Below are 23,549 nucleotides of genomic sequence, written 5' to 3'. Positions count from 1 at the left end.
TATGAACAGAATGCCAAAAATATCAACCTCTAGATGTATAGATGTCTAAATGAAATTTATTCACGCGGTTTGTACAAATTGAATATGTACTTTAAAACAGCCCCATTCGTTGACTGTTTCACCTGTGAGCCACTACAATACAGCATTGAAATTTTTATTATTATTGAAGGCTTCTTCCATGGTTTTACCTGATAAGTTTATATTCTCGATGAGTCGAGTATCTAAGGTTGTGCCACCAAAACGCACTATCTTAAAAGATATTTCGTTGCATTTTTTCCCAGGCGCAAAAATTGGTGTGCTAGGTCTAAATGGTTCTGGTAAATCATCATTACTACGCATTATGGCAGGTGTTGATGAAGATTTTGAAGGTGAAGCTCGCCCTCAACCAGGCACTAAAATTGGTTACTTGCCGCAAGAGCCTGTTTTGGACGAAAGCAAAACAGTTCGTGAAATTGTTGAAGAAGCTGTAGGTGAAGTAAAACATGCCCTTAACCGCCTTGACGAAGTGTATAACGAATACGCAATGGAAGGCGCTGACTTTGACGCACTGGCTAAAGAACAAGGTGAATTAGAAGCGGTTATTCAAGCGCACGATGGTCATAATATCGATAACGTATTAGAGCGTGCAGCCGATGCTCTGCGTTTACCTGAGTGGGATGCTAAAATTGAGCACCTATCGGGTGGTGAACGCCGCCGTGTTGCTATTTGTCGTTTATTACTTGAAAAACCAGATATGCTTATTCTCGATGAGCCAACTAACCACTTAGATGCTGAGTCGGTTGCCTGGTTAGAGCGCTTCCTACATGACTACGAAGGCACTGTTGTGGCAGTAACGCATGACCGTTACTTCCTTGATAATGTTGCTGGCTGGATTTTAGAGCTTGACCGTGGTGAAGGTATTCCGTGGGAAGGTAACTACTCGTCTTGGCTTGAGCAAAAAGATGCCCGCTTACAACAAGAGCAAAAATCTGAAAAAGCACGTCAAAAGTCGATTGCACAAGAACTTGAATGGGTTCGTTCAAACCCTAAAGGTCGTCAAGCTAAGTCAAAAGCGCGTATGGCACAGTTTAGCGAGCTACAACAGTCTGATTACCAAAAACGTAACGAAACCAACGAGCTGTTTATTCCACCTGGCCCACGTTTAGGTGACCAAGTATTAGAAGTAAACAACTTACGTAAAAGCTTTGGCGACCGTGTTTTAATTGATGATTTAAGCTTTAGCATGCCTAAAGGCGCTATTGTGGGTATTATTGGTGCCAATGGTGCAGGTAAATCAACGCTATTCAAAATGCTAAGCGGTGAAGAGCAGCCAGATAGCGGTAATATCAGCATTGGTGAAACAGTAGAACTGGCAACTGTTGATCAGTTCCGTGGCAACATGGACGAAAGCAAAACGGTATTCCAAGAAATCTCTGATGGCCAAGATGTACTAAAAATTGGTAACTTTGAGTTCCCAAGCCGTGCTTATGTTAGCCGTTTTAACTTTAAAGGTAACGATCAACAAAAGTTTGTTAAAGACCTTTCAGGTGGTGAGCGCAACCGTTTACACCTAGCTAAGCTGTTAAAAGCAGGCGGCAACTTAGTACTACTGGATGAGCCAACCAATGACTTGGACGTTGAAACATTACGTGCCCTTGAGAATGCTATTTTAGAATTCCCTGGTTGTGTCATGTGTATCTCGCATGACCGTTGGTTCCTTGACCGTATTGCTACACACATTTTAGATTACCGTGACGAAGGCCAAATTAACTTCTTTGATGGTAACTACACTGAGTACGAAGAGTGGCTTAAAAAGACCCTTGGCGCAGAAGCTGCACAGCCTAAGCGTATTAAGTACAAAAAAATTGGCTAACAGCCACAGTGAATAAGTTAAAAGCCCTGCATTTTATGCGGGGCTTTTTTATGCGAGCTATTTTTATCTTTGAGCAAATTGGCGTGTTGAGCATTACCAGCTATGCTTATTATAAATAACAACTTTATAAGATTATTATGCAAAACCGTCGGCAATTTTCTCGTATTATGTTCTCTACAGCAGCGCAATTGGAAACGGCTAGCTCCCAGTATGCATGTACCCTATTAGATATTTCTTTACATGGTGCACTGATCACTAAAAGCGATGCCTTTACATGCAACAAAAATGACGAAGCAATATTACGTTTTACCTTGCCACAAAGCGATATTGAAATAAAAATGCCGGTGGTTATTCGTCACATAGAAGAAAACCATATTGGTCTTAAATGTCATAACATTGATATAGACAGCATTACGCATTTAAAGCGCTTGGTTGAACTAAACCTTGCTGATGAAACATTATTACACCGTGAGCTTGAAACGCTTATTTACCAAACATAAATAGACGCACTGCGTGAAGTTGATTACCATAACCAAAAATAATTAAACGACGCAGATATGAGTTTAAATCCCAATCTACCTTTAGTTTATCATCCTAATTACTCGTTTAGTTTTGATCCCAAACACCGCTTTGTAATGAGTAAATTTGCGCAGCTATACCAGCATGTTAAAACCCTTGGGCTTGCTGGCAGCAATATCATAGAGCCACCACATGGTCGTGTTGAAGAGTTAGAAATAGTGCACTGTGAAAACTACATTCACGATTTATGGCATAATCGCCTAGATGAAAAAGCCATGCGCCGTATAGGCCTACCTTGGTCGCAAGCACTAATGAACCGCACATTTACCGCCCCATTAGGGACACTGCAAACTGCGCGTTTAGCGCTTAAAAGTGGTCTTGCGTGCCATTTAGCGGGCGGCACTCACCATGCCCACAGTGATTTTGGCTCGGGTTTTTGCATGGTGAACGATTTAGCTTTTACCGCACAAACGTTAATTCAAAATCGTGAAGTTACCAACGTACTGATTTTTGATTTAGATGTTCACCAAGGTGATGGCACCGCAGCCATGCTGGCTCATCAACCTTATGCGTTTACCTGTTCAATACATTGTGAGAAAAACTTCCCATTTAGAAAGTCTCCTAGCGATTTAGATATTGGTTTAGCCAATAATATGCAAGACGCTGAATACTTAGGTATTGTTGACGATACGCTACAATTTTTATTACACGAGCTTAACCCAGATCTGGTTTTGTATGATGCTGGGGTTGATATTTGGCAAGAGGATGGCTTAGGCAAACTGGATATTAGTTGGCAAGGAATAGAAAAGCGCGACCACATAGTGCTTAAGCGTTGCCTTGCAAATAATACACCTGTAGCCACTGTGATTGGTGGAGGCTATGACAGAGATCATCAGCGCCTAGCAAAACGTCATGGCATTGTTATAGAGCAAGCTGCCAGTTTTTAATTATACTTTTAACTGACTCGGCGTAATACCTGTCCAACGCTTAAATGCACGGCGAAAATTAGGAATATCATAAAATGCAAGCCGATCAGCCACTCGTTCATTACCTTGCTGGCACACCCCCAGTAAATGCAGAGCTTTAAGTTTATTTTGCTCATCTTGTAATTGAGAATAACTGACACCGTGTTGTTTTAACTTACGTTTAAACGTAGCAGAGCTCATGGCAAAATGCTCAGCACTGTTAGCAAGGCTGTTGTTTTTATCACGGTAAATGCGCTGGCACACAGCCTCAACAAAAGACTGTGATACATTCTTATGTAACTCACTTTGCGCTATGCACTGCTGCCACCTAAGCTGACTAGCCTCTGGGTTTGTGCACTTAAGTAGTTGTTTATTAAAGTGCCAACGGGTATAGGGTTGTTCAAACCGTATTCGTAAGCCTAAGTGCTGCTCATATTCTTGAATATGCCGAGGGCGTTTACAGGTAAAGTCAAAATAACAATGTGGATACACATTACATACTCGTTTAAGCAAGCTCATTAACGCAGCGCTATATATTTCAAAACAATAATTTTTTAATGACTCGTCCATACCGATACTCGGTTGCAAGTACAGATATAAATCGTCTTTAAATATATGCTTACGGGTAAATAATAAAGGGGCAATAACGGTACTAATTTGTTGTAATTGCTTTAAAGCCATACCTAAACTGGGGCTTAAACGCACACTTTGCACTGCTGGGCTAACGTCATTAACCAATTGATGACCCAGTAAAAAGCCACTATCATTACTCTTCATTAAGGCTTTAAACTGGCTAATTAAAGCCAATAACTGGGATAAACTAAAGCGCTGTGATAGATCATATAAATCTTGCTCAAAAATACCCGTACCACGCAGCAATTTATGCAGCGGGATCCCTCGCCCTTGAGCAAGCTCCACCAGCGCAGTGATCATTCCCTCCGCGCTGAGGTATTTATCATCTAGGCTAATATACTGCTGCACCTACAAGGGCCTTTTCTTGTTGTAATTGTTGATGTAACTGGCTGGTTTGCTGCACTGGATCTTGCGCTAAATCCATTGCCATGGTGGCGGTTAAAATATGCTGGAACTGTGCGCCTTTGCTTTTTGCGACTTTAAACGCACAATGGTTAAGCGCCGCTTTCATTTGCGCTAGTAATTCTTTGGCTTGGCTTTGGCTGGTATTCGGCATAAGCACAATAAAACAATCGCCAGCATAGCGACAAAGCACATCATTCAAACGGCAATTAATTACTAATAAATCACTAATTTCTCTTAGTAACCTATCACCTTCACTAAAACCAAACTGCGCATTAAACTTTGCAAAATCACGAATATCAATAACGCCTAAAGTGCCGCCTTGCTGCTCTGTTTGTTGTTGCTGCATGAGTGAATGTAAGTAGTTAACTCGGTATAACCCTGTTACAGGACAGACTTTTTCATGCTCTCGCAGATGCGCTTCACGACGACGTAACTGACGATTTAGAACAAACTGTTCTTGGTGCCAATAATAAAGCCCAGCGCTGGTAAGCGACATACCAAACGGCGCTGGCAGTGATTCAAACCAGGTGAGCCATAATTGTGAAGGTTGCTTTAACCACTCATCGAGTAAATCGAGCGTGGCTGAGAACATAAACAAACCTAAACCTAACACTAATAAGGTAGTTACTTTGCCTGGCGGTCGTGAAATAAGTAACGCAACTATCCAGCTGAGTGTCATCAACACAATACCGCCCTCACCAACAATATCGAGCCACGCAATGTCTTGCCATTGCTTAAGTTCGCCAAAGTAAGCGCATATTGCTACAGCAATAACCAATAATAAAATGATGGTGTTGGTTAATTTTGCATGGCTGGTAAATGGGTTATATCGCATTAGGGTGGCTTCTTTAGTCTATGTTGGTCTGCATGCTAGCTTAGTCATGCTGTGTTCGGCAGGGTCATATTGGCTCATTGATATGACATTGAGATTAAAATTTATAGGTATTTAACCTAGTAATAACCATCTTTAGTGCGCTGGAGCCGTGTTTAAACAGCTCAAATGTCTGTTTAAAAAGCACTAAGTTGGCGTTTTGTCAGGAATTAACGGTAAAACTGTCACATTAGCGTCATTAACTTTTTTTAGTTTGCTCACCAAACCAAGGACAACCGGAGCAAATCAATGAAACAATTTAAGTTAAATGCTGTTGTGGCGGCGTTAGCACTGAGCCAATTTAGTGTTAGCGTGAATGCACAAGAACAAACATCACCAAGAGAACCTGAAGTAAAGGTTTCTGAAGAACTTGTGGTATATGGCGAGATTGGTTATCGCAACCGCTCGCAAGAACTAGCGCCCACGCTTGAATACTCACAAGAATACTTTCAGCGCTTTGAACCACTCACCGCAGGTGATGCATTAAAGCGTGTTCCTAGTGTTACTTTTTTATCTGATGTACTGGAATCAGACGGCGCACGTATGCGAGGCTTAAGCCCTGCTTACACAAAAGTACTTATTAATGGCGAGGAAGTTCCGGGCGCAGGTGCTGACCGTTCATTCTTTGTTGACCGTATTCCTGCAGAATTAATTGAGCGTGTAGAAATTATTCGCTCATCTAGTGCCAACCGCTCTGCCGATGCCATAGCAGGTACGCTTAATATTGTACTACGCGATGGCTATAGCTTAGACGGCGGTTATATTCGCGCTGGTGGCTTACGTTATGATGATGGCGAAATAAAAGAGAGCCTTGCGGGCGTTTACGGCACTGAGTTTGCAGGTGGGCGTTTACTGTTAGGCGCTAATTTACAAGGTCGTTATAACCCAAAACAAAAATCAAGCAGACGTTATGGCGATAGCCCTGAAAATAACCCGAATTACGCAACAGACGATTTTGATAACCGTGAAGATCAATCTGATACCCGTGATGGCGATGATACCTCTTTAAATGCCAGCTTTGAGAAGGTATTTGATAATGACGGTAAGTTTGACATTAGTGCTATGTGGGTTGATACCGACCGTACTGAAGACGAACGCTCTTTTGAATACGACAACCCAACGGCAACGTCAGGCTCTGTTGTTGAAGGGGGTAATTTACTCTCAGATAACGCAAACGTTTCGTTTATTAATCAAACCAACTACAACATTAATTCTGGCTATGAATTACCTCTGCTCGGCGGCACCAGTAAATTTAAAGTGGGTTACGCCAGCTTTGAAGAGTCTGTTTACGAACAAGAAGTTGAGCTTGATACCTCAGAACTTCCAATGGTATTTGAAGAAGCAGAAGAAACCGTTGATATCGATGATAAAGAATGGTCATTACAATGGCAGCACAGCTTACTAGTAGGTGATTCAAAAGAAATCCAATTTGGTGCTTTTATACAAGGCAAAGAGCGCGATACCGCTATTTTTGTCGCTGAAGATGAGCTTGAAAAAGACTTTACCAATTGGGATCAATTTACTGAGAATCCACTGACTCTTGCCGGTTTTGACAACGCCTTTGAACCAGTGGCTGGTGGCGTCAATACCCTAGAAGAAGACCGTTTTGATTTATTTGCGCTAATCAAACACGAAGCCGATGTGTTCTCGTGGGAGATGGGTGTGCGCTGGGAGTCAACTGATTCAAGTATTACTGATACCAATGAAGGCGTAACTGCCGAGAATGATTATGACTTTTTCTTACCGTCGGCTCACTTTCGTTATAGCATCAGCGATAACGGCCGAGTCAGTGCCTCTGTTGCTCACAGCTTACGCCGCCCTGACTTTGACTACATGACAACCGCCTTACTTGAAAAAGAGCTCGCTGATAATGACTTTTTAGGCAACCCAAGCCTTAAACCAGAATCATCTTGGGGTATCGATTTAGGCTATGAATACCGTTTAGGTAAAAGTGGTGTTGTTGGTGTAAACGTATTTTACCGTGACGTTAGCGACCTTATTGAAATTGCCAGTACCGGTGTTGAAGGCTCTGAAGGCGAAGGCACATTTGTACTGCAACCACAAAATACTGGTGATGGCACAGTTCAAGGTGTTGAGTTTGATTTATCAACTCCACTAAGCGCCTTGAACATGCCTAACACTGGTATCTTCTTAAACTACTCTTGGCTCGACAGTGAAGTTGAAGACAGCTTTGGTAAGCGTAAATTTAATGACCAATCTGATTATGTTTATAACGTAGGCTTTATCCAAGATTTACCAACACTTGGCGCATCATTTGGTGCCACGTACCGTAATCAAGGTGATGCATACGGACGCTTTGTGGGTGAAGAAGTGACAACCTCTTATGGTGCTGATTTAGAGTTATTCGTAGAAAAACGCTGGGAAAATGTAACGCTTCGCCTAGTTGGTTCAAACCTACTTGATGCCAGTAAAGATGAAGTTTTCAACAAGTTTGACTCTCTTGATGATCAAAATAATCGTAACTTTGATGAGTACGAGCTTGAATCGGAAGAAGCAGGTCCTGTGATTCAAGTAATGCTACGTTACGCATTTTAATCACACGTATTGTCATTTTAAGCACGTATTGGCAAGCCATCGCGTGCTTTTTTGGAGATAGAACATGTTTAAATTGTCTTTCATAATGGCCGCGCTACTTTGCTCATCAGCGCTTAGTGCTGGTGAGCCCGTTATTTATAAAGATACGCTATATCAACAACAAAAAATAGCCAAGTTAACTACGTTATCTAATAGCCTTAACTTTATGGTTATTGGTGATTGGGGACACAACGGCCACTTTTATCAAAAAGAGGTGGCTCATCAGCTAGAAATCGCCATGTACCAAACCGATGCCGATTTTGTTGTCTCGACCGGCGATAACTTTTACCCAAATGGTGTGGCAAGTGTGAACGATCCTCTTTGGCAATCAGCCTTTGAGAATATATACCACGGCCCTCACACATTTGAAGATTGGTATGTTGTTTTGGGTAATCACGATTACCTTGGTAATGCTCAAGCACAAATTGACTACACAGCAAAAAGTCAGCGCTGGCAATTACCAGCAAGGTACTACAGTAAAACATTTGCACTTGAAAACAACGAGCAAGTGTTAATGGTTTTTTTAGATACCAACCCGATTCAACCTGAATATAAAACCCGTGAAAAATACCGCTCAACCCAAAGTCAAAACTATCAAACACAATTGGCATGGCTTGAAACCCAACTAGCTGGCAGTAACGCAAAATGGAAAATTGTTGTTGGCCATCACCCGCTTTACTCTAGCGGTAAACGCTTTGGTCGCAACCAAGGTCTTCGCGACATTTTAGAACCTATTTTAGAACGCCATAACGTGCACGTTTATATCGCAGGGCACGAGCACGACTTGCAATACAATCAACCAAAAAATAGCAAGGTGGCTCACTTTGTCTCTGGTGGTGGCAGTGAAGCACGGTTTGTAAAACAACGTGAATTTACCCGCTACGCAGAAGCAACACCGGGTTTTTTAAGTATCTCAATCAATGGTGAAACGCTAACAATGAGCGCGATTAACCACCTTGGTGAAGTACGTTTTAGCACTGAAAAGCACCTAGATAAGTAAAGGATAAAATAATGAACTTTAAACTAAATACAATTTCAGCTGTGCTTGGCAGTGCACTTCTATTGACTACTATAAGCGGCTGTACACGTAATAACGATACGCAAAATAATGCAGCAGTTACAAAACCATATATTGAAAAAACAGACATTGAAACCAAATTATTCGGCCCACAACAAAACATGCAAGGCTCACAAGCTGCATCGCTAGGTAATAATCAATGGCTAATAGCGAGCGAAAGCCAAGGCTTATTTCTTGCCGATAACGAGAAAGACAGTGTGCTGCTCGCCGGTAACTTTGAGTCAATTTCACTGAAAAAAATAGCAACGCAGCAATTTTTATTGGCAACTCTAGATAACAACCAAGATAATGTGGTTATTTTTAAGCTTATAAAAAATGGCCAAACTTGGCAGCTAAATGAACTCACTCGCATTAGTCCACCTCAAGCCCAGCCCGATGCCGTATGTTTATTTAAAAACAGCAATAACAAAACTGTATCAGCATTTGTGCCAGATGTTCGCGGCTTGATCAGCGAAACGGTTATTTATGATTTAGCCACTAACCAAGCTAAAAATATCGCAGTACGTGAGTTCTCTGCAGTCACAGAGGCTTCAGGTTGTGCAGTAAATGACGACACAAAAACCCTGTATGTGGGTGAGGCAGAGCTCGGAGTGTGGGCCATTAACGCGGATGCAGAATCTGATGCCAATAAGCAGCCTGTGGCTTTGGTACAACCCTACGGCGAATTAAACAGTGAAATCGGGGCTCTATCGGTATCACAAGACGGTACTTTATGGCTCAGTGCCACTGATGGTAATGTGGTTTATGCTTACCAAGCTCAAACAGACAAGCTAAGCCAATGGTCACTGGCAGGTGAGCACACAATAGAGTCTGTTGCAGCGAGCTTTATCAATGACAGTCAAGCCCAGCTGGTATTAATTGATGATGAAACAGGCGCCTATATTCAAGCAAACGTTAACTACACAGCGCAAACAGCGACTTCACAAAACAATGTCGCGATGACTCACCTTCATGCCAGCGCACAAACTACACCGGTTGCTGCGTTTGGTGATGCAGCAGATGATCCGGCTATTTGGATTAATGAGCAAGACGCTAAAAAAAGCTTAATTTTAGGCACTGATAAACGTCGCGGCTTGATGGTTTATGATCTTGCTGGCAGCAAAGTACAATCGCTTAATGTTGGGCGTTTAAATAATGTTGATGTGCGCCAACATCAAGGTATAAACAACCAGACCCATACGTGGATCACTGCCAGTAACCGTACTCTTAATAGCATTAGCGTATTTACTGTAGATGGCGATAACCAAGTAAACCATGTGACAGAAATAGCCACTAACCTACCTGAGATTTACGGTATGTGTATGTATTCCTCTGAGTCTGGCCATTACGTGTTTGTTAATGATAAATCAGGTTTATTTCAGCAGTATAAACTCACCGGTGAGCAAAGTAATTTAAGTGGTGAACTGGTTAGAGAGTTTACTCTACCAAGCCAACCTGAAGGCTGTAGCGCTGATGATAATCTAGGCCAACTATTTGCAGGTGAAGAAGATGCAGGCATTTGGTATATCGGTGCAGAGCCTACCGCTGGTAACAAAGCAGTAAAGCTACAAAGTGTTAATGAGCAACTGGTGGCAGATGTTGAAGGTATGGAGATTTATCATGCTAATGATGCTCGCTATTTAGTAGTATCAAGCCAAGGCGATAATAGCTATGTGCTTTATAAAATCTCAGATGACAAAGAGCCTAGTCTAAGCTTTGCAGGTAAGTTTAATGTAATTGCAAACCTAGATAAAGGCATTGATGGCGTAGGTGAAACTGACGGTTTAACCGTTACAGCAACGGCTTTGCCAGGTTACCCTGAAGGCATGCTCATAGTACAAGATGGCTACAATCGCATGCCCCTACAACCACAAAACTTTAAAATTATTGACTGGCGCGAAGTGAAAAAAGCAATTAGATAATAGCTAACCCTAAATGTACTGATACACACTAAAGCTTTAGTGTGTATCACGTTTAAGCTTTACTAAAATATAACTAAAGATAATTATGTATAAATGTATACTACACTTTATATCTATAAATTAATTGAGGTTATTATGCGGCTACCCTACTTCGTATATTTATTTATCAGCATTATATTTTGTACCAGCTCGCTTGCTAATGCCGAAGAGCCACCAGAACTTCCGCCATTAAACCCCAAATATGAAGCAGAGCATGCCATGGTGTTGGTTAATAAAGGTTCAAGTGTATACGCGATTAACATTCCAAGCTTTGAGCTTCCTTATGATGTACATGTTATGTACAAGGTAGATGTATCTGATATTCCATTTTTAGATTTAGTACGTGACGCTGAGTTAGTTACCGTAAAATCAAAGCCGTTTAATATTCAACGCTTAATGCGAGGCGAAGAAGTCGCGATTACCGCAGATGTATACCTTGGAGATTTTAGACAAGGAGGTAGCTTAGTTTACAGTGATAAATTAATAGAGCTTAGCGAGCAGTTATTTACTCGTGAGCTAACTGATTTAAGCCCAGCCTCAAAATGGCAACAGTACGATATGGTTACGCTAAAAAATAACGAGCGTATTTATATTCACCAAATAACTCAGCCACCAAGCTATCATCATATTATGTTTGTTGATTTAAGTGGTGCCTGTTTACAAAAATTTCGCACCTCAACTGAAGTGCCCTCTGCTGGTGAGCTCAATTATAAGTTTATAAATTGTGGCACATTGAAACCCATGTTTTATGATGCTGAAAGCTTGAGTAAATAACTTAGCCTTGTTTTAGGGACGAAAAAAGGCTCCTCGCAATGCTCAGAGCCTTTGGTTAACTTTGGGAATTAACTCGGTTCATTGATCGTTTTAGATCAGTTTAGCGCCACTAGTTGTGGCGCAATTGTTTGATAATCTACCGCCATGGCAATACTCAAAGCGGTAATATTAATAATAGAAAACGCAAACACTTGGCGTGCCCAACGGGTGGTGTCTATGTTGTAGCGATATCCTCTAAGTGCCATGAGTAACCACCAAAAACTGGTAATACAGGCAACGGCCATAAAGGCAGCACCGGTATAACCACTAATTGGCAATAGCATCACCACTAAAGCATATACCGCAATATAAAGCACAATATGGCGCTTAGCTTTGTTAACACCTTGCGCCACGGGCAATACTGGAATATTAGCGGCTTGGTAATCTTTAAAGCGAAAAATAGCAATCGCATATGAGTGCGGCATTTGCCACAAACTAAACATCACCAACAGTATTAATGCACCCATATCGAACACACCCGTAACGGCGCAATAGCCAACAACAGGTGGAACTGCGCCCGACAGACTACCAATAAAGGTGCCGTAAACAGAGTTGCGTTTCATGTAGAGGCTGTACACCCCTACATAAATGACATAGCCAAAGGCGGCAAAAAATACCGCCGCTTGAGTGGTAAAGGCGATTAATAAGCCAAAGCCAATTAGCCCTAATAACACGCCATGGCTTAAAGCGGCTTTTGCAGACATTTCGCCCGTTACAGTTACACGTGAGCGAGTACGTGCCATAGCAACATCAATGTCTCTATCTATAACATTGTTTATGGCACATCCCGATGCAACAACAAGCGATAAACCAACCAAGGTAACCAACATTAACCATGGGTCTATATCACCGCGGGCGGCAAGTAAAAAACCACCGGCAACGCTGATCAAATTCCCCATAATAATACCTGGCTTAGTAACAGCTAAATAACGACGAAACATCTGAAACCTCTAATACATCATCATTGCGTTTGATTCATAAATGATCCAAACAGACAGTCCAACCACCATGACGATGATCAACGCGCTAAACAAGAAGGTAAAGGTATTCGCTTTGCCTTCATCGGTGGTGAAATTAAGGTGTAAAAAGTATTTTAAATGCACCCAAATTTGCACGATTGCAAAAGTAACGATACTCAAAAGCGTGGTGACTTTTGAAAAATCGCCCTCCATCACCATCCAAAATGGAATGGCCGTTAAAATCACTGACAAAACAAAACCAATAAGATAGGTTTTAACACTGCCATGCGACTGTTCATGATGTTGGCTTTGCATTTGCGTTAAAGCATGCGTTTCACTATGACTCATTACATTGCTCCCATTAAATAAACAACGGTAAATACACAAATCCACACAATATCTAAAAAGTGCCAAAATAAGCTTAAGCAACTTAAGCGCGTGACGGTTTGTTTACCTAAACCGCGCTTGATCACTTCTATCATCATTATGCTCATCCAAATAAGGCCTGCAGTTACATGTAAACCATGCAAACCCACTAATGAGAAAAACGATGTTAAAAAAGCACTTTGCTGTGGGCCATTGCCATGAACAATTAAATGATGGAACTCATAAATTTCCATGCCAATAAACACCGCGCCTAAACAAAAAGTAACCGCGAGCCAACCAAGCGTCAGCGCCTTTTTTTGCCCTTGAGCGGCAATCATGGCAAAACCAAAGGTAATACTACTTATAAGTAGCGCCGCAGTTTCTACGGCAACAAAATCAAGCTCAAAAATATCTTTGCCCGATACACCACCTGCGGTGTTCATATAAAGCACTGCGTAGGTTGCAAAAAATGAGGCAAATAAAAGGCAATCGGTCATTAAATAAAGCCAAAAGCCAAAGATTGTATCGCCAGAGGTATCGTGATGCTCATGCGTATGACTTACGCTATGAGGCTCTAAATTTACATGGCCTTGAGTTGCAGATAACGTACTCATGCGCTTACCTCCTTCGTATTACTGGCAATATGCGCGCCTTCTATTTGTAATATTTCATCGTTTTGCACGTAGTAATCTACATCGCTGGTGTAAGCACGGTTAATAAACAGCGCAATCGCGCCAATAAAACCAAGCCCTGCTAGCCACCAAATATGCCAGATCATGGCAAAACAAAACGCCGTTAAACTCGCAGCAATAAGCACACCCGATGCCGTATTTTTTGGCATATGAATTGGGCTATAGCTAGATTTACCTTGATAAGCTAGGCCTTTTTCTTTCATGTCAGTCCATGTATCAATATCATCAACATGCGGGATTTCAGCAAAGTTATAGTATTGTGGCGGTGATGACGTTGACCATTCAAGGGTGTGACCGTTCCAAGGATCGCCGGTGGTATCATCAAGCGCTTCGCGGTTTTTAAAGCTCACATAAAGCTGAATAACTTGGCAAATAATACCGAACATAATAATCACGGCACCCACTGCAGCAATATAAAGCCAGATATTCCAATCAGGATTATTAGAGTGATTTAAGCGACGAGTCATGCCTAAAAAGCCGAGTACGTACAATGGCATAAAGGCTACAAAGAAACCGATTAACCAACACCAAAATGATGCTTTACCCCAACGCTCATCAAGCTTAAAGCCCATTGCTTTTGGAAACCAAAAAACAAAACCAGCTAAGTAGCCAAATACTGCGCCACCAATAATGGTGTTATGAAAGTGAGCAATTAAGAATAAGCTGTTATGCAATACATAATCGGCACCAGGGATTGCTAGTAATACCCCCGTCATACCACCAATACTGAAGGTAACCATAAAACCAAGCGTCCACAGTACGGGCACAGTAATGCGCAAGCGACCACGGTAAATAGTAAACAACCAACTAAATAACTTAACCCCAGTAGGCACAGCTATGACCATGGTCATCACCCCAAAGAAGGCATTTACATTAGCGCTTGAGCCCATAGTAAAGAAGTGATGTAACCATACAATAAAACCAAGAATAGAAATGGCACCGCTGGCATATACCATCGATTTATAACCAAATAAACGTTTACCAGTGAAGGTCGACACTATTTCAGAGAAGATACCAAAAGCTGGTAATACTAAAATGTATACCTCTGGGTGACCCCATGCCCAAAACAGGTTGATATACATCATGGCGTTACCGCCTGCTTCATTAGTGAAGAAGTGGAAATCTAAATAACGGTCTAGCGTTAGCATGGCAAGCACTGCGGTTAAAATTGGAAATGATGCCGCAATTAAGATATTTGCCCACGTACATGCCCATGTGAAAATTGGCATTTTCATCAGTGTCATACCAGGGGCACGCATTTTAAATACTGTCACTAGGAAGTTAACAGCGGTTAATAGCGTACCGAGCCCCGATATTTGCAAGGCCCAAATATAATAATCGACCCCCACCCCAGGGCTAAAGGTCAACTCCGACAACGGTGGGTAAGCAACCCAGCCTGTTTTGGCAAATTCACCAAATATAAGTGATAAATTTATTAAAATGGCACCACTAGCGGTAAACCAAAAACTTAAATTATTTAAAAATGGAAAAGCCACATCACGGGCACCAATTTGCAGTGGTACAACAATATTCATTAAACCAATCATAAATGGCATCGCCATAAAGATGATCATAATAACGCCATGAGCGGTGAATATTTGGTCGTAATGCTCTGGCGGCAGATAACCTGGCGCGCCACTGGTAGCAAGCGCTAACTGCGCACGCATCATAATGGCATCAGAAAAACCACGAAACAGCATGATTAGTGCTAATAAAATGTACATAATGCCTAAGCGTTTATGATCAACCGAGGTGATCCAGTCACGCCAAAGCACACCCCATTTTTTATATTTTGTTATTAGCCCAGCTATAATAAGCCCGACAACAGCAATCACCGCCATAGTAACCATGATAATAGGTTCATGAAACGGAATTGCATCTATAGATAATTTACCTAAAAACGACATGATTATTCCTCGCCCTGGCTGTGTGATGATGGCATTGAATGATTACCCATTGCTTGATGCTCATTACTCATCTGCTGATGTTTACCCATGGCATGATGTTTTTTATTCATATCGCCATGCGCCTGCATGTATTTCATCACTATGGTATGAAATAAACCGTCATCAACCTTGCCATAATAAGCGACGGGATTGTTTTCACTCGCTTTGGCAAGCTCAACATAATTGGCATGAGTAAGGCTATTGGCGTTGGTTTTAACCTGTTCAACCCACTGGTTAAAATCAGCTTTTGTTGTCGTTGCGATGGCATTAAATTTCATACCAGTAAAACCCGCACCACTGTAATTAGCCGAAAAGCCTTTAAACGTGCCTGGCTCATTAGCAATTAAATGCAGCTTAGTTTCCATACCCGCCATTGAGTAGATTTGACTACCTAACTGAGGAATAAAAAACGAGTTCATGGTACTTTCTGACGTGATTTTGTATTCAACCGGAACATTAGCAGGAAATACCAATTCGTTTACCGTGGCAATACCTTGTTCAGGGTAAATAAATAACCATTTCCAATTAAGTGACACCACTTCAACAGTAAGATGTTCACCTTTACCCTCTATCGGTTTATAGGGGTCAAGCTCTTGCGTTGACTGCCAGGTGATCACACCTAAAATAACAACAATAACAATTGGAACCGCCCATACAACAGCCTCAATCTTATTAGAGTGAGCCCATTTTGGTGCGTAAATTTCATGGTTTTGTGTGTCTCTGTATTTCCAAGCAAAATATAAAGTCATCACAATAACGGGGATCACAACTAACAACATAAGCACAGTGGCGATGATGATCAGATTTTTCTCATCAATACCTATCTGCCCTTTTGGGTCGAGTACCCCGCCATTACAGCCTGATAAAATCAGCGCCATACTAGCTAAAGCAATATTAAAAAGGTTACGAATTAACAAGGGACTATCCTAAAACCTAAAGAGTTTTTATTAGCTGCCAAAAATATTTAGCAACGATATTTGATAAAAACCCAAGTTAATTAAGATTGAATTACAATAATGCAGAGCGAATGCAAGCATGAAGTATTGACCACTGGCTTAATAATAAACACCTAGCAGAACCAACCCAGCTTTTTAAACACATTAATATAACGCAATCAAAATTAACTTGGGTGAGGTGTGGTTGGCTGAGAGTGTGTAAAAAACACTAAGCTACAATGAAAGTAATCGTTATTTACAGCAAGAATAAATAATTAGATACCACAGGTGTAACCTATACCCATAAAATTAATGGGTAAACAGACAACCTGTAAAGCTAGGTGGAGCACGACAACCATGCGCAGCTTGCACTGGTTGCTGAACTTTAGCCTCGCTAAAAGCAAAGGCTGCTTTACGGAGGATTATTCCAGCACGACGCGCTGGAAACATGTGGAACAATAGCCAACAAAGGCCAATAAGTAACTGACACGATAAGATGGGATGAGCTAAAAATTCGGCAATTGTCAGTAATAATGGCTCTATAAAAAAGCCATCACTGACCAATGCTTCAAGCCTAAAGGCATCCTCAATAGCGCCACTAAGCAACATAACGACATTAAAAACTAATAATGTTACAGCCACACTCACGCCCTTTTTCGCTTTTTTAAAGCGCTCATGCAACACTGACTTACCTAAGGTAAGCAAAGCGCTGGTATGAAACAAAGAAAGTGAGTTCAAAAACATTAACCTATTAAAATGACTAATAACAAAATTCGGAGTACACCGTGGCAACAAAAAAGGTTGCAGCCGTAAAGCCTTATACAGTGACATGAAATACAGTCTCAACGCATTAGCACTATTTTGCCAAGCTAGTTTTGATCCGCATCAATAGAACTTTCAAAACTTACTGAAAGTTCGGGCATGAGTATAACAAAGAGAATTTTCTGTTCAAGATAAAAACACGATTATTTTATCGGCTGGTGATTTATTTATGCCGATATAAATAAAAAACCTCCCGTAGTGAGCTACGAGAGGTTTTTTTGTTTAAACAGGGATACCCTATTTAAAGAATTTGGTTTTCTTTCCATACTTGCTCTTTGGCTAGACGCTTTTTGCGTTTATCACATGGATCATCGCAATCACATGCTTTATCAATACCTACAGAGCCTAGGCCTCCGCAGCTACTCGCCATCGATTTTCTTTGTACTATCATGCCTATCGCCATTGCAGCGACAATTAAAATAAGTAAGCCAAAGGTTAGAAAAAAAAGTGACATTGCTTAGCCCCTATTGTTCAGCAATAAAATGAGCCCAAACATCATATCTGAGCTTATTGCATTATATACCCTCATGATAAGGATATAAACCTAAAGACTATAAATAAGGCTTAAACGCAGGGCTTGAATAGGTGACTAACCCCTGTGCCGATTTCGCAATTAAATACACAGGTAAATCATGCTGCTGCGCATAACGTTGTGCCTTTTCCATGCCCATTACCGTTAAAGCAGTCGCTAAACCGTCCGCCGTCATTGCACTTGGGTGTAAAACAGTAACAGAGACTAAATCGTGCTTAATTGGCATGCCTGACATCGGATCAATAAGGTGCGTATAGGTTTCACCATCCATAGTATAAAAAATTCTATAATCGCCAGAGGTGGCAATACCATTATTACCCGGTGTTAATACGCGGTGTACTTTGCGCTCGCCCGGATTTGCATCAGGTTGTTCGATTGCTATTCGCCATGCTTGATTGTCTGGTTTTGTACCAGCAATACGCAGTTCTCCACCAATTTCAACCATGTAATCTGTAATGCCTTTACTTTGTAATAGCTCAGCAACTTTATCAATACCATAGCCTTTTGCTGTAGCCGAAAACGACAGCTCTAAATCATCAACTGTTTTAGCTAACCCTTGCTCATTAAGAACCAGCTTATCTATACCAATGTTACTGACCATATTTGCCAGTGCTTCATCCGTTGGGCGCTTTGTTGGTTTTTTATCAGGACCAAATCCCCATAAATCGATTAGCGGCCCCATAGTCACATCGAGTGTTTTAGTTGAATCACCAATTCGTATAGATTCTGCAATAACCGCTCTAAAGTCATCACTAATTGGCATTACTTGATTAGCACCTAAACGGTTAAAGGTGTTTATTTCTGACTCTTCAATATAGGTCGACATAGACTGGTTAATATCAACTAAAACCGCATCTATTTCTGCTTGTACTGCTTGAGGGTCTACTTGATCAGCGTAAAACTTAATGTGGTAAGTTGTCCCCATCGTTTTACCTTCAAGGTAAGCTTCTTCGTTTTGTTGTGAATTGCCACAACCGGTGATAAGTAACGTGGATATGATTAAAAATAAGGCTACCACGCCTTTAACTGTGCTTAATCGATTCATAATAGCCTACTTATAAAGGTTAAATAGAGTATCAACTAAAATCAGCGGTAAAGCCAAACTCAATCAGTTGATATAAAAAAGCCTCATAACACTTAGTGCTATGAGGCTGGTATTTTAACTAAATTTATTTAGTTTGGGTATTAGCCACCGAAATCATCTAATAAGATGTTTTCTTCTTCTACGCCTAAATCTTTAAGCATAGAGATAACTGCCGCATTCATCATTGGAGGACCACACATGTAGAACTCACAATCTTCAGGCGCTTCGTGGTCTTTAAGATAGTTCTCAAATAACACGTTGTGGATAAAGCCAGTGTAGCCTTCCCAGTTATCTTCTGGTTGCGGATCTGAAAGCGCTGTATGCCAAACGAAGTTATCGTTTTGCTCAGCTAGGCCGTCAAAATCTTCAACATAAAACATTTCACGCTTAGAACGTGCACCATACCAGAAACTAATTTTACGCTTAGAGTTTAAACGCTTAAGTTGGTCAAAGATATGTGAACGCATTGGTGCCATACCTGCACCACCACCTACGAATACCATTTCAGCGTCTGTGTCTTTAGCGAAGAACTCACCAAATGGACCAGAAATAGTTACTTTATCACCTTCTTTCAGTGACCAAATGTACGATGACATTTTACCACATGGTAGGCTTAGGTTTCTTGGCGGCGGCGTAGCGATACGCACGTTAAGCATAATAATGCCTTCTTCTTCTGGGTAGTTAGCCATTGAGTAAGCACGAATTGTTTCTTCGTCTACTTTTGACTCCAGGTCGAAGAAACCAAAATGGTTCCAATCGCCACGATACTCTTCAGGAATATCGAAATCAGCGTATTTAACATGGTGAGCTGGCGCTTCGATTTGGATGTAACCACCCGCACGGAACGGCACTGACTCGCCATCTGGAATTTGTAGCTTAAGTTCTTTGATGAACGTTGCTTTGTTATCGTTAGAGATAACTTCACAATCCCATTTTTTAACACCGAAAATTGACTCTTCAAGTTCAATTTCCATGTCATTTTTAACATTAACCTGACACGCTAAACGACAACCTTCACGTGCTTCACCTTTAGAGATGTGGTCAAGTTCAGTTGGCAGAATATCACCGCCACCTTCTTTAATGTGAACGCGACACTGACCACAAGAGCCACCGCCACCACATGCAGAAGATACGAAAATACCTGACTCAGATAGTGCACCTAATAGCTTACTACCTGCTGATGTTTTAATGGCTTTGTCTGGATCGCCATTAATACCGATGATGATGTCACCGCTTGCAACTAGCTTAGATTTAGCACCAATGATGATTAAAACTAGTATTACAACGATAGCGATAAAAACACCAACGCCTAAGAAAATATCCATGATTGACCTCGCTATTATTACAGTGAAATACCAGAGAATGACATAAAGCCAAGACCCATCAAGCCAACAGTGATAAAGGTAATACCTAGACCACGTAAACCATCTGGTACGTCTGAATACTTCATTTTCTCACGGATACCTGCAAGTAATGTAATTGCAAGCGCCCAACCCACACCAGCGCCAATACCATAAACAACAGACTCGCCGAAGTTATAGTTACGCTCAACCATGAAGGCTACCGCACCAAAAATTGCACAGTTAACTGTGATTAGTGGTAGGAAAATACCTAATGCGTTGTACAGCGGTGGGAAGAACTTATCTAATGCCATTTCAAGAATTTGCACCAGTGCAGCAATAACACCAATGAAAGTTAAGAAACGTAAAAAGCTAAGATCCGCTTCTGGGTAACCAAGCCACTCAAGTGAACCTGGTGCTAATACCGCATGGTAAACCAAGTTATTAACCGGTACTGAAATACCTAATACAACAATAACCGCTACCCCTAGGCCAATTGATGTAGTTACTTTTTTAGACACGGCTAAGAAAGTACACATACCTAGGAAGAATGCTAACGCTAAGTTTTCAATAAAAACGGCTTTTACAAATAAACTAATATAATGTTCCACTTATCGCCCCTTACGCTTTAGCTTCTACTTGGTCTTTCTTATAAGTACGAAGTACCCAAATGAATAAACCAATAATGAAGAATGCACTCGGTGGTAAGATCAATAGACCCATAGGTTGGTACCAACCACCATTTTGTACTAATGGAATAATATCAACACCGAACAGTGAACCTTTACCGAATAACTCACGAATAAAGCCAACAGTAAGAAGCACTACAGAGTAACCTAAGCCATTACCAATACCATCAAGGAAAGACATTAATGGCGGCGACTTCATTGCATAAGCTTCAGCACGACCCATTACGATACAGTTAGTAATGATTAGACCAACGAATACTGATAACTCTTTTGCCGTAGCGTAAGAGAAAGCTTGTAGTACTTGGTCAACCACGATTACCAATGATGCAATAATCGTCATCTGTACGATGATACGTACTGATGATGGGATATGGTTACGAATAGTCGAGATAAAAAGGCTAGAGAATGCAGTTACCAAGGTCAATGCGATTGACATGATTAATGCATTTTTTAAGCTAGACGTTACCGCTAGCGCAGAACAAATACCAAGTACTTGTAATGCGATTGGGTTGTTAGCGAAAACTGGACCGAATAGGACCGCCTTCATTTCTTTAGTATCAGCCATTAGTTCAATGCTCCTTTACGTACTTTCGCAAGGAAAGGGCCAAAGCCATTTTCGCCAGTCCAAAAGTCAACTGCATGGTCAACACCATTAGACGTTAATGTAGCACCTGAAAGACCGTCGATCTTGTGCTCATCACCGGCTGCAGTCCCTTTAACGATTTGGATTGGTAACTCTTTACCTTCCCACGTTGCAGTCCACTGTGGGTTTTGAATTTCACCACCTAAACCAGGTGTTTCGTTATGTTTGTAGAAAATAATGTCTTTAATAGTTTCGCCATCGCTTTCAAGCGAGATAAAACCATACATTAAACCCCATAAACCATACCCCTGAATAGGAAGGATGATTGCATCAGTAGAGCCATCGTCTTTTTTAGAGATGTAAACAGGCGCACGTTTGGTAATACGTTGAATACCTGCGATGTCCTTAATCCCATTCTCTTTAAGAGACTTGCTTAAATCAGCATCATATTTGCTTTTTTCAAAGTCGAAATCTTCTACCGGCTCAGCAAACTCACCACTTTGCATATCAACAAAGCGAGTTTCGATTTTAGCATCAAACGTTTCGGCAACGTTATCAACTTTACCAATACCAGCAGCAGCTAAGATATTACTTTGAATATCTTTTGCTTTATTTGCTTTTTGCAGAGGGCGAAGTTGCACAGACGTTAGCGACACAATAACTGCACACACTAAACATAATGAGACAACAACAGCTAGCGTTTTGCCAATTGATTCGTTATTACTAGACATTACGTGCCAACCTCCGCTTGATATTAGCTTGCACTACAAAGTGATCGAATAAAGGTGCAAACAAGTTAGCAAATAAGATTGCTAGCATGATGCCCTCTGGGTATGCAGGGTTAACAACACGGATCATGATAACCATAAAGCCAATAAGCGCACCGTATGCTAATTTACCTTTATCAGTAAATGCAGCAGATACAGGGTCAGTTGCCATAAAGAACATACCGAATGCAAAACCACCTAATACCATATGCCAGTACCAAGGCATAGCAAACATAGCATTGGTTTCAGAACCAATAGTATTTAGTATTGATGAGGTTACTACCATACCTAGGAATACACCTAGCACGATACGCCAAGACGCAATGCGCACGTAAATTAGGAATAAACCACCAATAAGTACAGCTAGTGTAGACGTTTCACCCATAGAACCTTGAATGAATCCGTAAAACGCATTCCACCAAAGCTCAATATCAGTCGCGTAATTTAACGTACCAGCAAACGCTTGACCAAGCATAGTCGCGCCAGAGAATGAATCTACGGCAGTCCATACTGTGTCACCTGAAATTTGTGCAGGGTATGCGAAGAATAAAAACGCACGACCAGCAAGCGCAGGGTTTAAGAAGTTACGACCTGTACCACCAAATATTTCTTTTGCGATAACTACACCAAAAGTAATACCTAGCGCAACTTGCCATAAAGGAATCGTTGCAGGCAGGATTAATGCAAATAATACAGAGGTTACGAAGAAACCTTCATTTACTTCATGCTTACGCACAGAAGCAAACAATACTTCCCAAAAACCACCGACAATAAAGGTTGTTGCATAAATAGGTAGGAAGAAACATGCTCCGTAGAACATTTTTGCGCCCCAACCAGCATCAACGGTTAACTCACCGCCTAATAACTGGAATAAACCTACTTGCCAAATGTTAGCTAGTTCAAAACCATTACCAAGCGCGATTGCCGCTTGATGACCAATATTGAACATACCAAAGAACATGGCAGGGAACGTCGCCATCCACACTAAAATCATCATGCGTTTTAGGTCGATGTTATCACGAACGTGAGTTGAACCTTTGTTTACGTAACCTGGCGTGTAAAAAATAGTCGCAGCGGCTTCATACAGCGCGTACCATTTCTCATGCTTACCACCTGGTTCAAAATGCGGTTCGATATCTTCTAAGAAAGTTTTTAAGCCCATT

22 protein-coding genes are annotated in these 23,549 nt (G+C 41.2%); 7 read left to right on the top strand and 15 right to left on the bottom strand.

Annotated elements, in window-relative coordinates; genetic code table 11:
* The first annotated feature begins 178 nt into the window (after positions 1–178).
* The 3 genes from ettA to AAGD16_RS04280 all read left to right on the top strand — a co-directional run bounded on the left by ettA (position 179) and on the right by AAGD16_RS04280 (position 3,318).
* Positions 179–1,852: an energy-dependent translational throttle protein EttA gene (gene ettA / locus AAGD16_RS04290; protein WP_016899384.1), complete on the top strand. Its 1,674-nt coding sequence runs from the start codon at positions 179–181 to the stop codon at positions 1,850–1,852.
* A 137-nt stretch (positions 1,853–1,989) separates the two neighbouring features.
* Positions 1,990–2,352, top strand: a complete 363-nt coding sequence (locus AAGD16_RS04285) for a PilZ domain-containing protein (RefSeq protein ID WP_016899382.1) — start codon at positions 1,990–1,992, stop codon at positions 2,350–2,352.
* 57 nt (positions 2,353–2,409) lie between these two features.
* Positions 2,410–3,318 (top strand): histone deacetylase, encoded by a 909-nt coding sequence (locus tag AAGD16_RS04280; protein WP_024601900.1) that lies wholly within the window; start codon positions 2,410–2,412, stop codon positions 3,316–3,318.
* On the opposite strand, the gene AAGD16_RS04275 is transcribed toward AAGD16_RS04280, so the two are convergent.
* Complete coding sequence (locus tag AAGD16_RS04275) at positions 3,319–4,317, bottom strand: AraC family transcriptional regulator ligand-binding domain-containing protein (protein ID WP_024601899.1); 999 nt, start codon at positions 4,315–4,317, stop codon at positions 3,319–3,321.
* Positions 4,301–5,209 (bottom strand): GGDEF domain-containing protein, encoded by a 909-nt coding sequence (locus AAGD16_RS04270; protein WP_377113841.1) that lies wholly within the window; start codon positions 5,207–5,209, stop codon positions 4,301–4,303. The genes AAGD16_RS04275 and AAGD16_RS04270 overlap by 17 nt, the downstream gene beginning before the upstream one ends.
* A gap of 285 nt (positions 5,210–5,494) precedes the next feature.
* Between AAGD16_RS04270 and AAGD16_RS04265 the strand changes: the two genes are divergently transcribed.
* From AAGD16_RS04265 to AAGD16_RS04250, 4 genes are all read left to right on the top strand, one after another.
* On the top strand, positions 5,495–7,801 hold the full coding sequence (locus AAGD16_RS04265; protein ID WP_377113838.1) for a TonB-dependent receptor plug domain-containing protein: 2,307 nt from the start codon (positions 5,495–5,497) through the stop codon (positions 7,799–7,801).
* 64 nt (positions 7,802–7,865) lie between these two features.
* Positions 7,866–8,840, top strand: coding sequence for a metallophosphoesterase (locus AAGD16_RS04260; protein ID WP_016899377.1), 975 nt, complete (start codon positions 7,866–7,868; stop codon positions 8,838–8,840).
* A gap of 11 nt (positions 8,841–8,851) precedes the next feature.
* Positions 8,852–10,819 carry a phytase gene (locus AAGD16_RS04255; protein WP_016899376.1) on the top strand — a complete coding sequence of 656 codons (1,968 nt, stop codon included), beginning with the start codon at positions 8,852–8,854 and terminating at the stop codon, positions 10,817–10,819.
* A 135-nt stretch (positions 10,820–10,954) separates the two neighbouring features.
* Positions 10,955–11,632 (top strand): hypothetical protein, encoded by a 678-nt coding sequence (locus AAGD16_RS04250; RefSeq protein ID WP_013464357.1) that lies wholly within the window; start codon positions 10,955–10,957, stop codon positions 11,630–11,632.
* Between the two features lie 95 nt (positions 11,633–11,727).
* Here the strand turns inward: AAGD16_RS04250 and cyoE are convergent, their stop codons facing one another.
* From cyoE to AAGD16_RS04185, 13 genes are all read right to left on the bottom strand, one after another.
* Entirely contained in the window at positions 11,728–12,612 is an 885-nt protein-coding gene (gene cyoE, locus AAGD16_RS04245) for a heme o synthase (protein ID WP_008111919.1), read from the bottom strand.
* Between the two features lie 9 nt (positions 12,613–12,621).
* On the bottom strand, positions 12,622–12,978 hold the full coding sequence (gene cyoD / locus AAGD16_RS04240; protein ID WP_377113832.1) for a cytochrome o ubiquinol oxidase subunit IV: 357 nt from the start codon (positions 12,976–12,978) through the stop codon (positions 12,622–12,624).
* The gene (gene cyoC, locus AAGD16_RS04235; RefSeq protein WP_008111916.1) at positions 12,978–13,610 is read right to left on the bottom strand and encodes a cytochrome o ubiquinol oxidase subunit III; all 633 of its coding nucleotides are present in this window, start codon (positions 13,608–13,610) and stop codon (positions 12,978–12,980) included. The genes cyoD and cyoC overlap by 1 nt, the downstream gene beginning before the upstream one ends.
* Positions 13,607–15,595 carry a cytochrome o ubiquinol oxidase subunit I gene (cyoB, locus tag AAGD16_RS04230; protein WP_377113828.1) on the bottom strand — a complete coding sequence of 663 codons (1,989 nt, stop codon included), beginning with the start codon at positions 15,593–15,595 and terminating at the stop codon, positions 13,607–13,609. The genes cyoC and cyoB overlap by 4 nt, the downstream gene beginning before the upstream one ends.
* A 2-nt stretch (positions 15,596–15,597) precedes the next feature.
* Complete coding sequence (cyoA, locus tag AAGD16_RS04225; protein ID WP_377113825.1) at positions 15,598–16,551, bottom strand: ubiquinol oxidase subunit II; 954 nt, start codon at positions 16,549–16,551, stop codon at positions 15,598–15,600.
* A 327-nt stretch (positions 16,552–16,878) separates the two neighbouring features.
* Entirely contained in the window at positions 16,879–17,307 is a 429-nt protein-coding gene (locus AAGD16_RS04220) for a hypothetical protein (protein ID WP_013464351.1), read from the bottom strand.
* Positions 17,308–17,632: 325 nt separating this feature from the next.
* On the bottom strand, positions 17,633–17,845 hold the full coding sequence (gene nqrM, locus AAGD16_RS04215; protein ID WP_010391098.1) for a (Na+)-NQR maturation NqrM: 213 nt from the start codon (positions 17,843–17,845) through the stop codon (positions 17,633–17,635).
* A 97-nt stretch (positions 17,846–17,942) separates the two neighbouring features.
* On the bottom strand, positions 17,943–18,968 hold the full coding sequence (locus tag AAGD16_RS04210; protein ID WP_377113820.1) for an FAD:protein FMN transferase: 1,026 nt from the start codon (positions 18,966–18,968) through the stop codon (positions 17,943–17,945).
* Positions 18,969–19,108: 140 nt separating this feature from the next.
* Entirely contained in the window at positions 19,109–20,332 is a 1,224-nt protein-coding gene (gene nqrF / locus AAGD16_RS04205) for an NADH:ubiquinone reductase (Na(+)-transporting) subunit F (protein ID WP_013464349.1), read from the bottom strand.
* Positions 20,333–20,349: 17 nt separating this feature from the next.
* Positions 20,350–20,958: an NADH:ubiquinone reductase (Na(+)-transporting) subunit E gene (gene nqrE / locus AAGD16_RS04200; RefSeq protein ID WP_006791490.1), complete on the bottom strand. Its 609-nt coding sequence runs from the start codon at positions 20,956–20,958 to the stop codon at positions 20,350–20,352.
* A 10-nt stretch (positions 20,959–20,968) separates the two neighbouring features.
* Positions 20,969–21,601 carry an NADH:ubiquinone reductase (Na(+)-transporting) subunit D gene (locus AAGD16_RS04195; RefSeq protein WP_006791491.1) on the bottom strand — a complete coding sequence of 211 codons (633 nt, stop codon included), beginning with the start codon at positions 21,599–21,601 and terminating at the stop codon, positions 20,969–20,971.
* Positions 21,601–22,350, bottom strand: a complete 750-nt coding sequence (locus AAGD16_RS04190) for a Na(+)-translocating NADH-quinone reductase subunit C (RefSeq protein WP_008111895.1) — start codon at positions 22,348–22,350, stop codon at positions 21,601–21,603. The genes AAGD16_RS04195 and AAGD16_RS04190 overlap by 1 nt, the downstream gene beginning before the upstream one ends.
* Positions 22,343–23,548: an NADH:ubiquinone reductase (Na(+)-transporting) subunit B gene (locus AAGD16_RS04185; protein ID WP_008111893.1), complete on the bottom strand. Its 1,206-nt coding sequence runs from the start codon at positions 23,546–23,548 to the stop codon at positions 22,343–22,345. The genes AAGD16_RS04190 and AAGD16_RS04185 overlap by 8 nt, the downstream gene beginning before the upstream one ends.
* Position 23,549: the final 1 nt, after the last annotated feature.

The organism is Pseudoalteromonas sp. M58 (genome assembly GCF_042604605.1).
Classification (GTDB): domain Bacteria; phylum Pseudomonadota; class Gammaproteobacteria; order Enterobacterales; family Alteromonadaceae; genus Pseudoalteromonas; species Pseudoalteromonas tetraodonis.
This window is presented reverse-complemented; position numbering and strand designations above follow the sequence as displayed.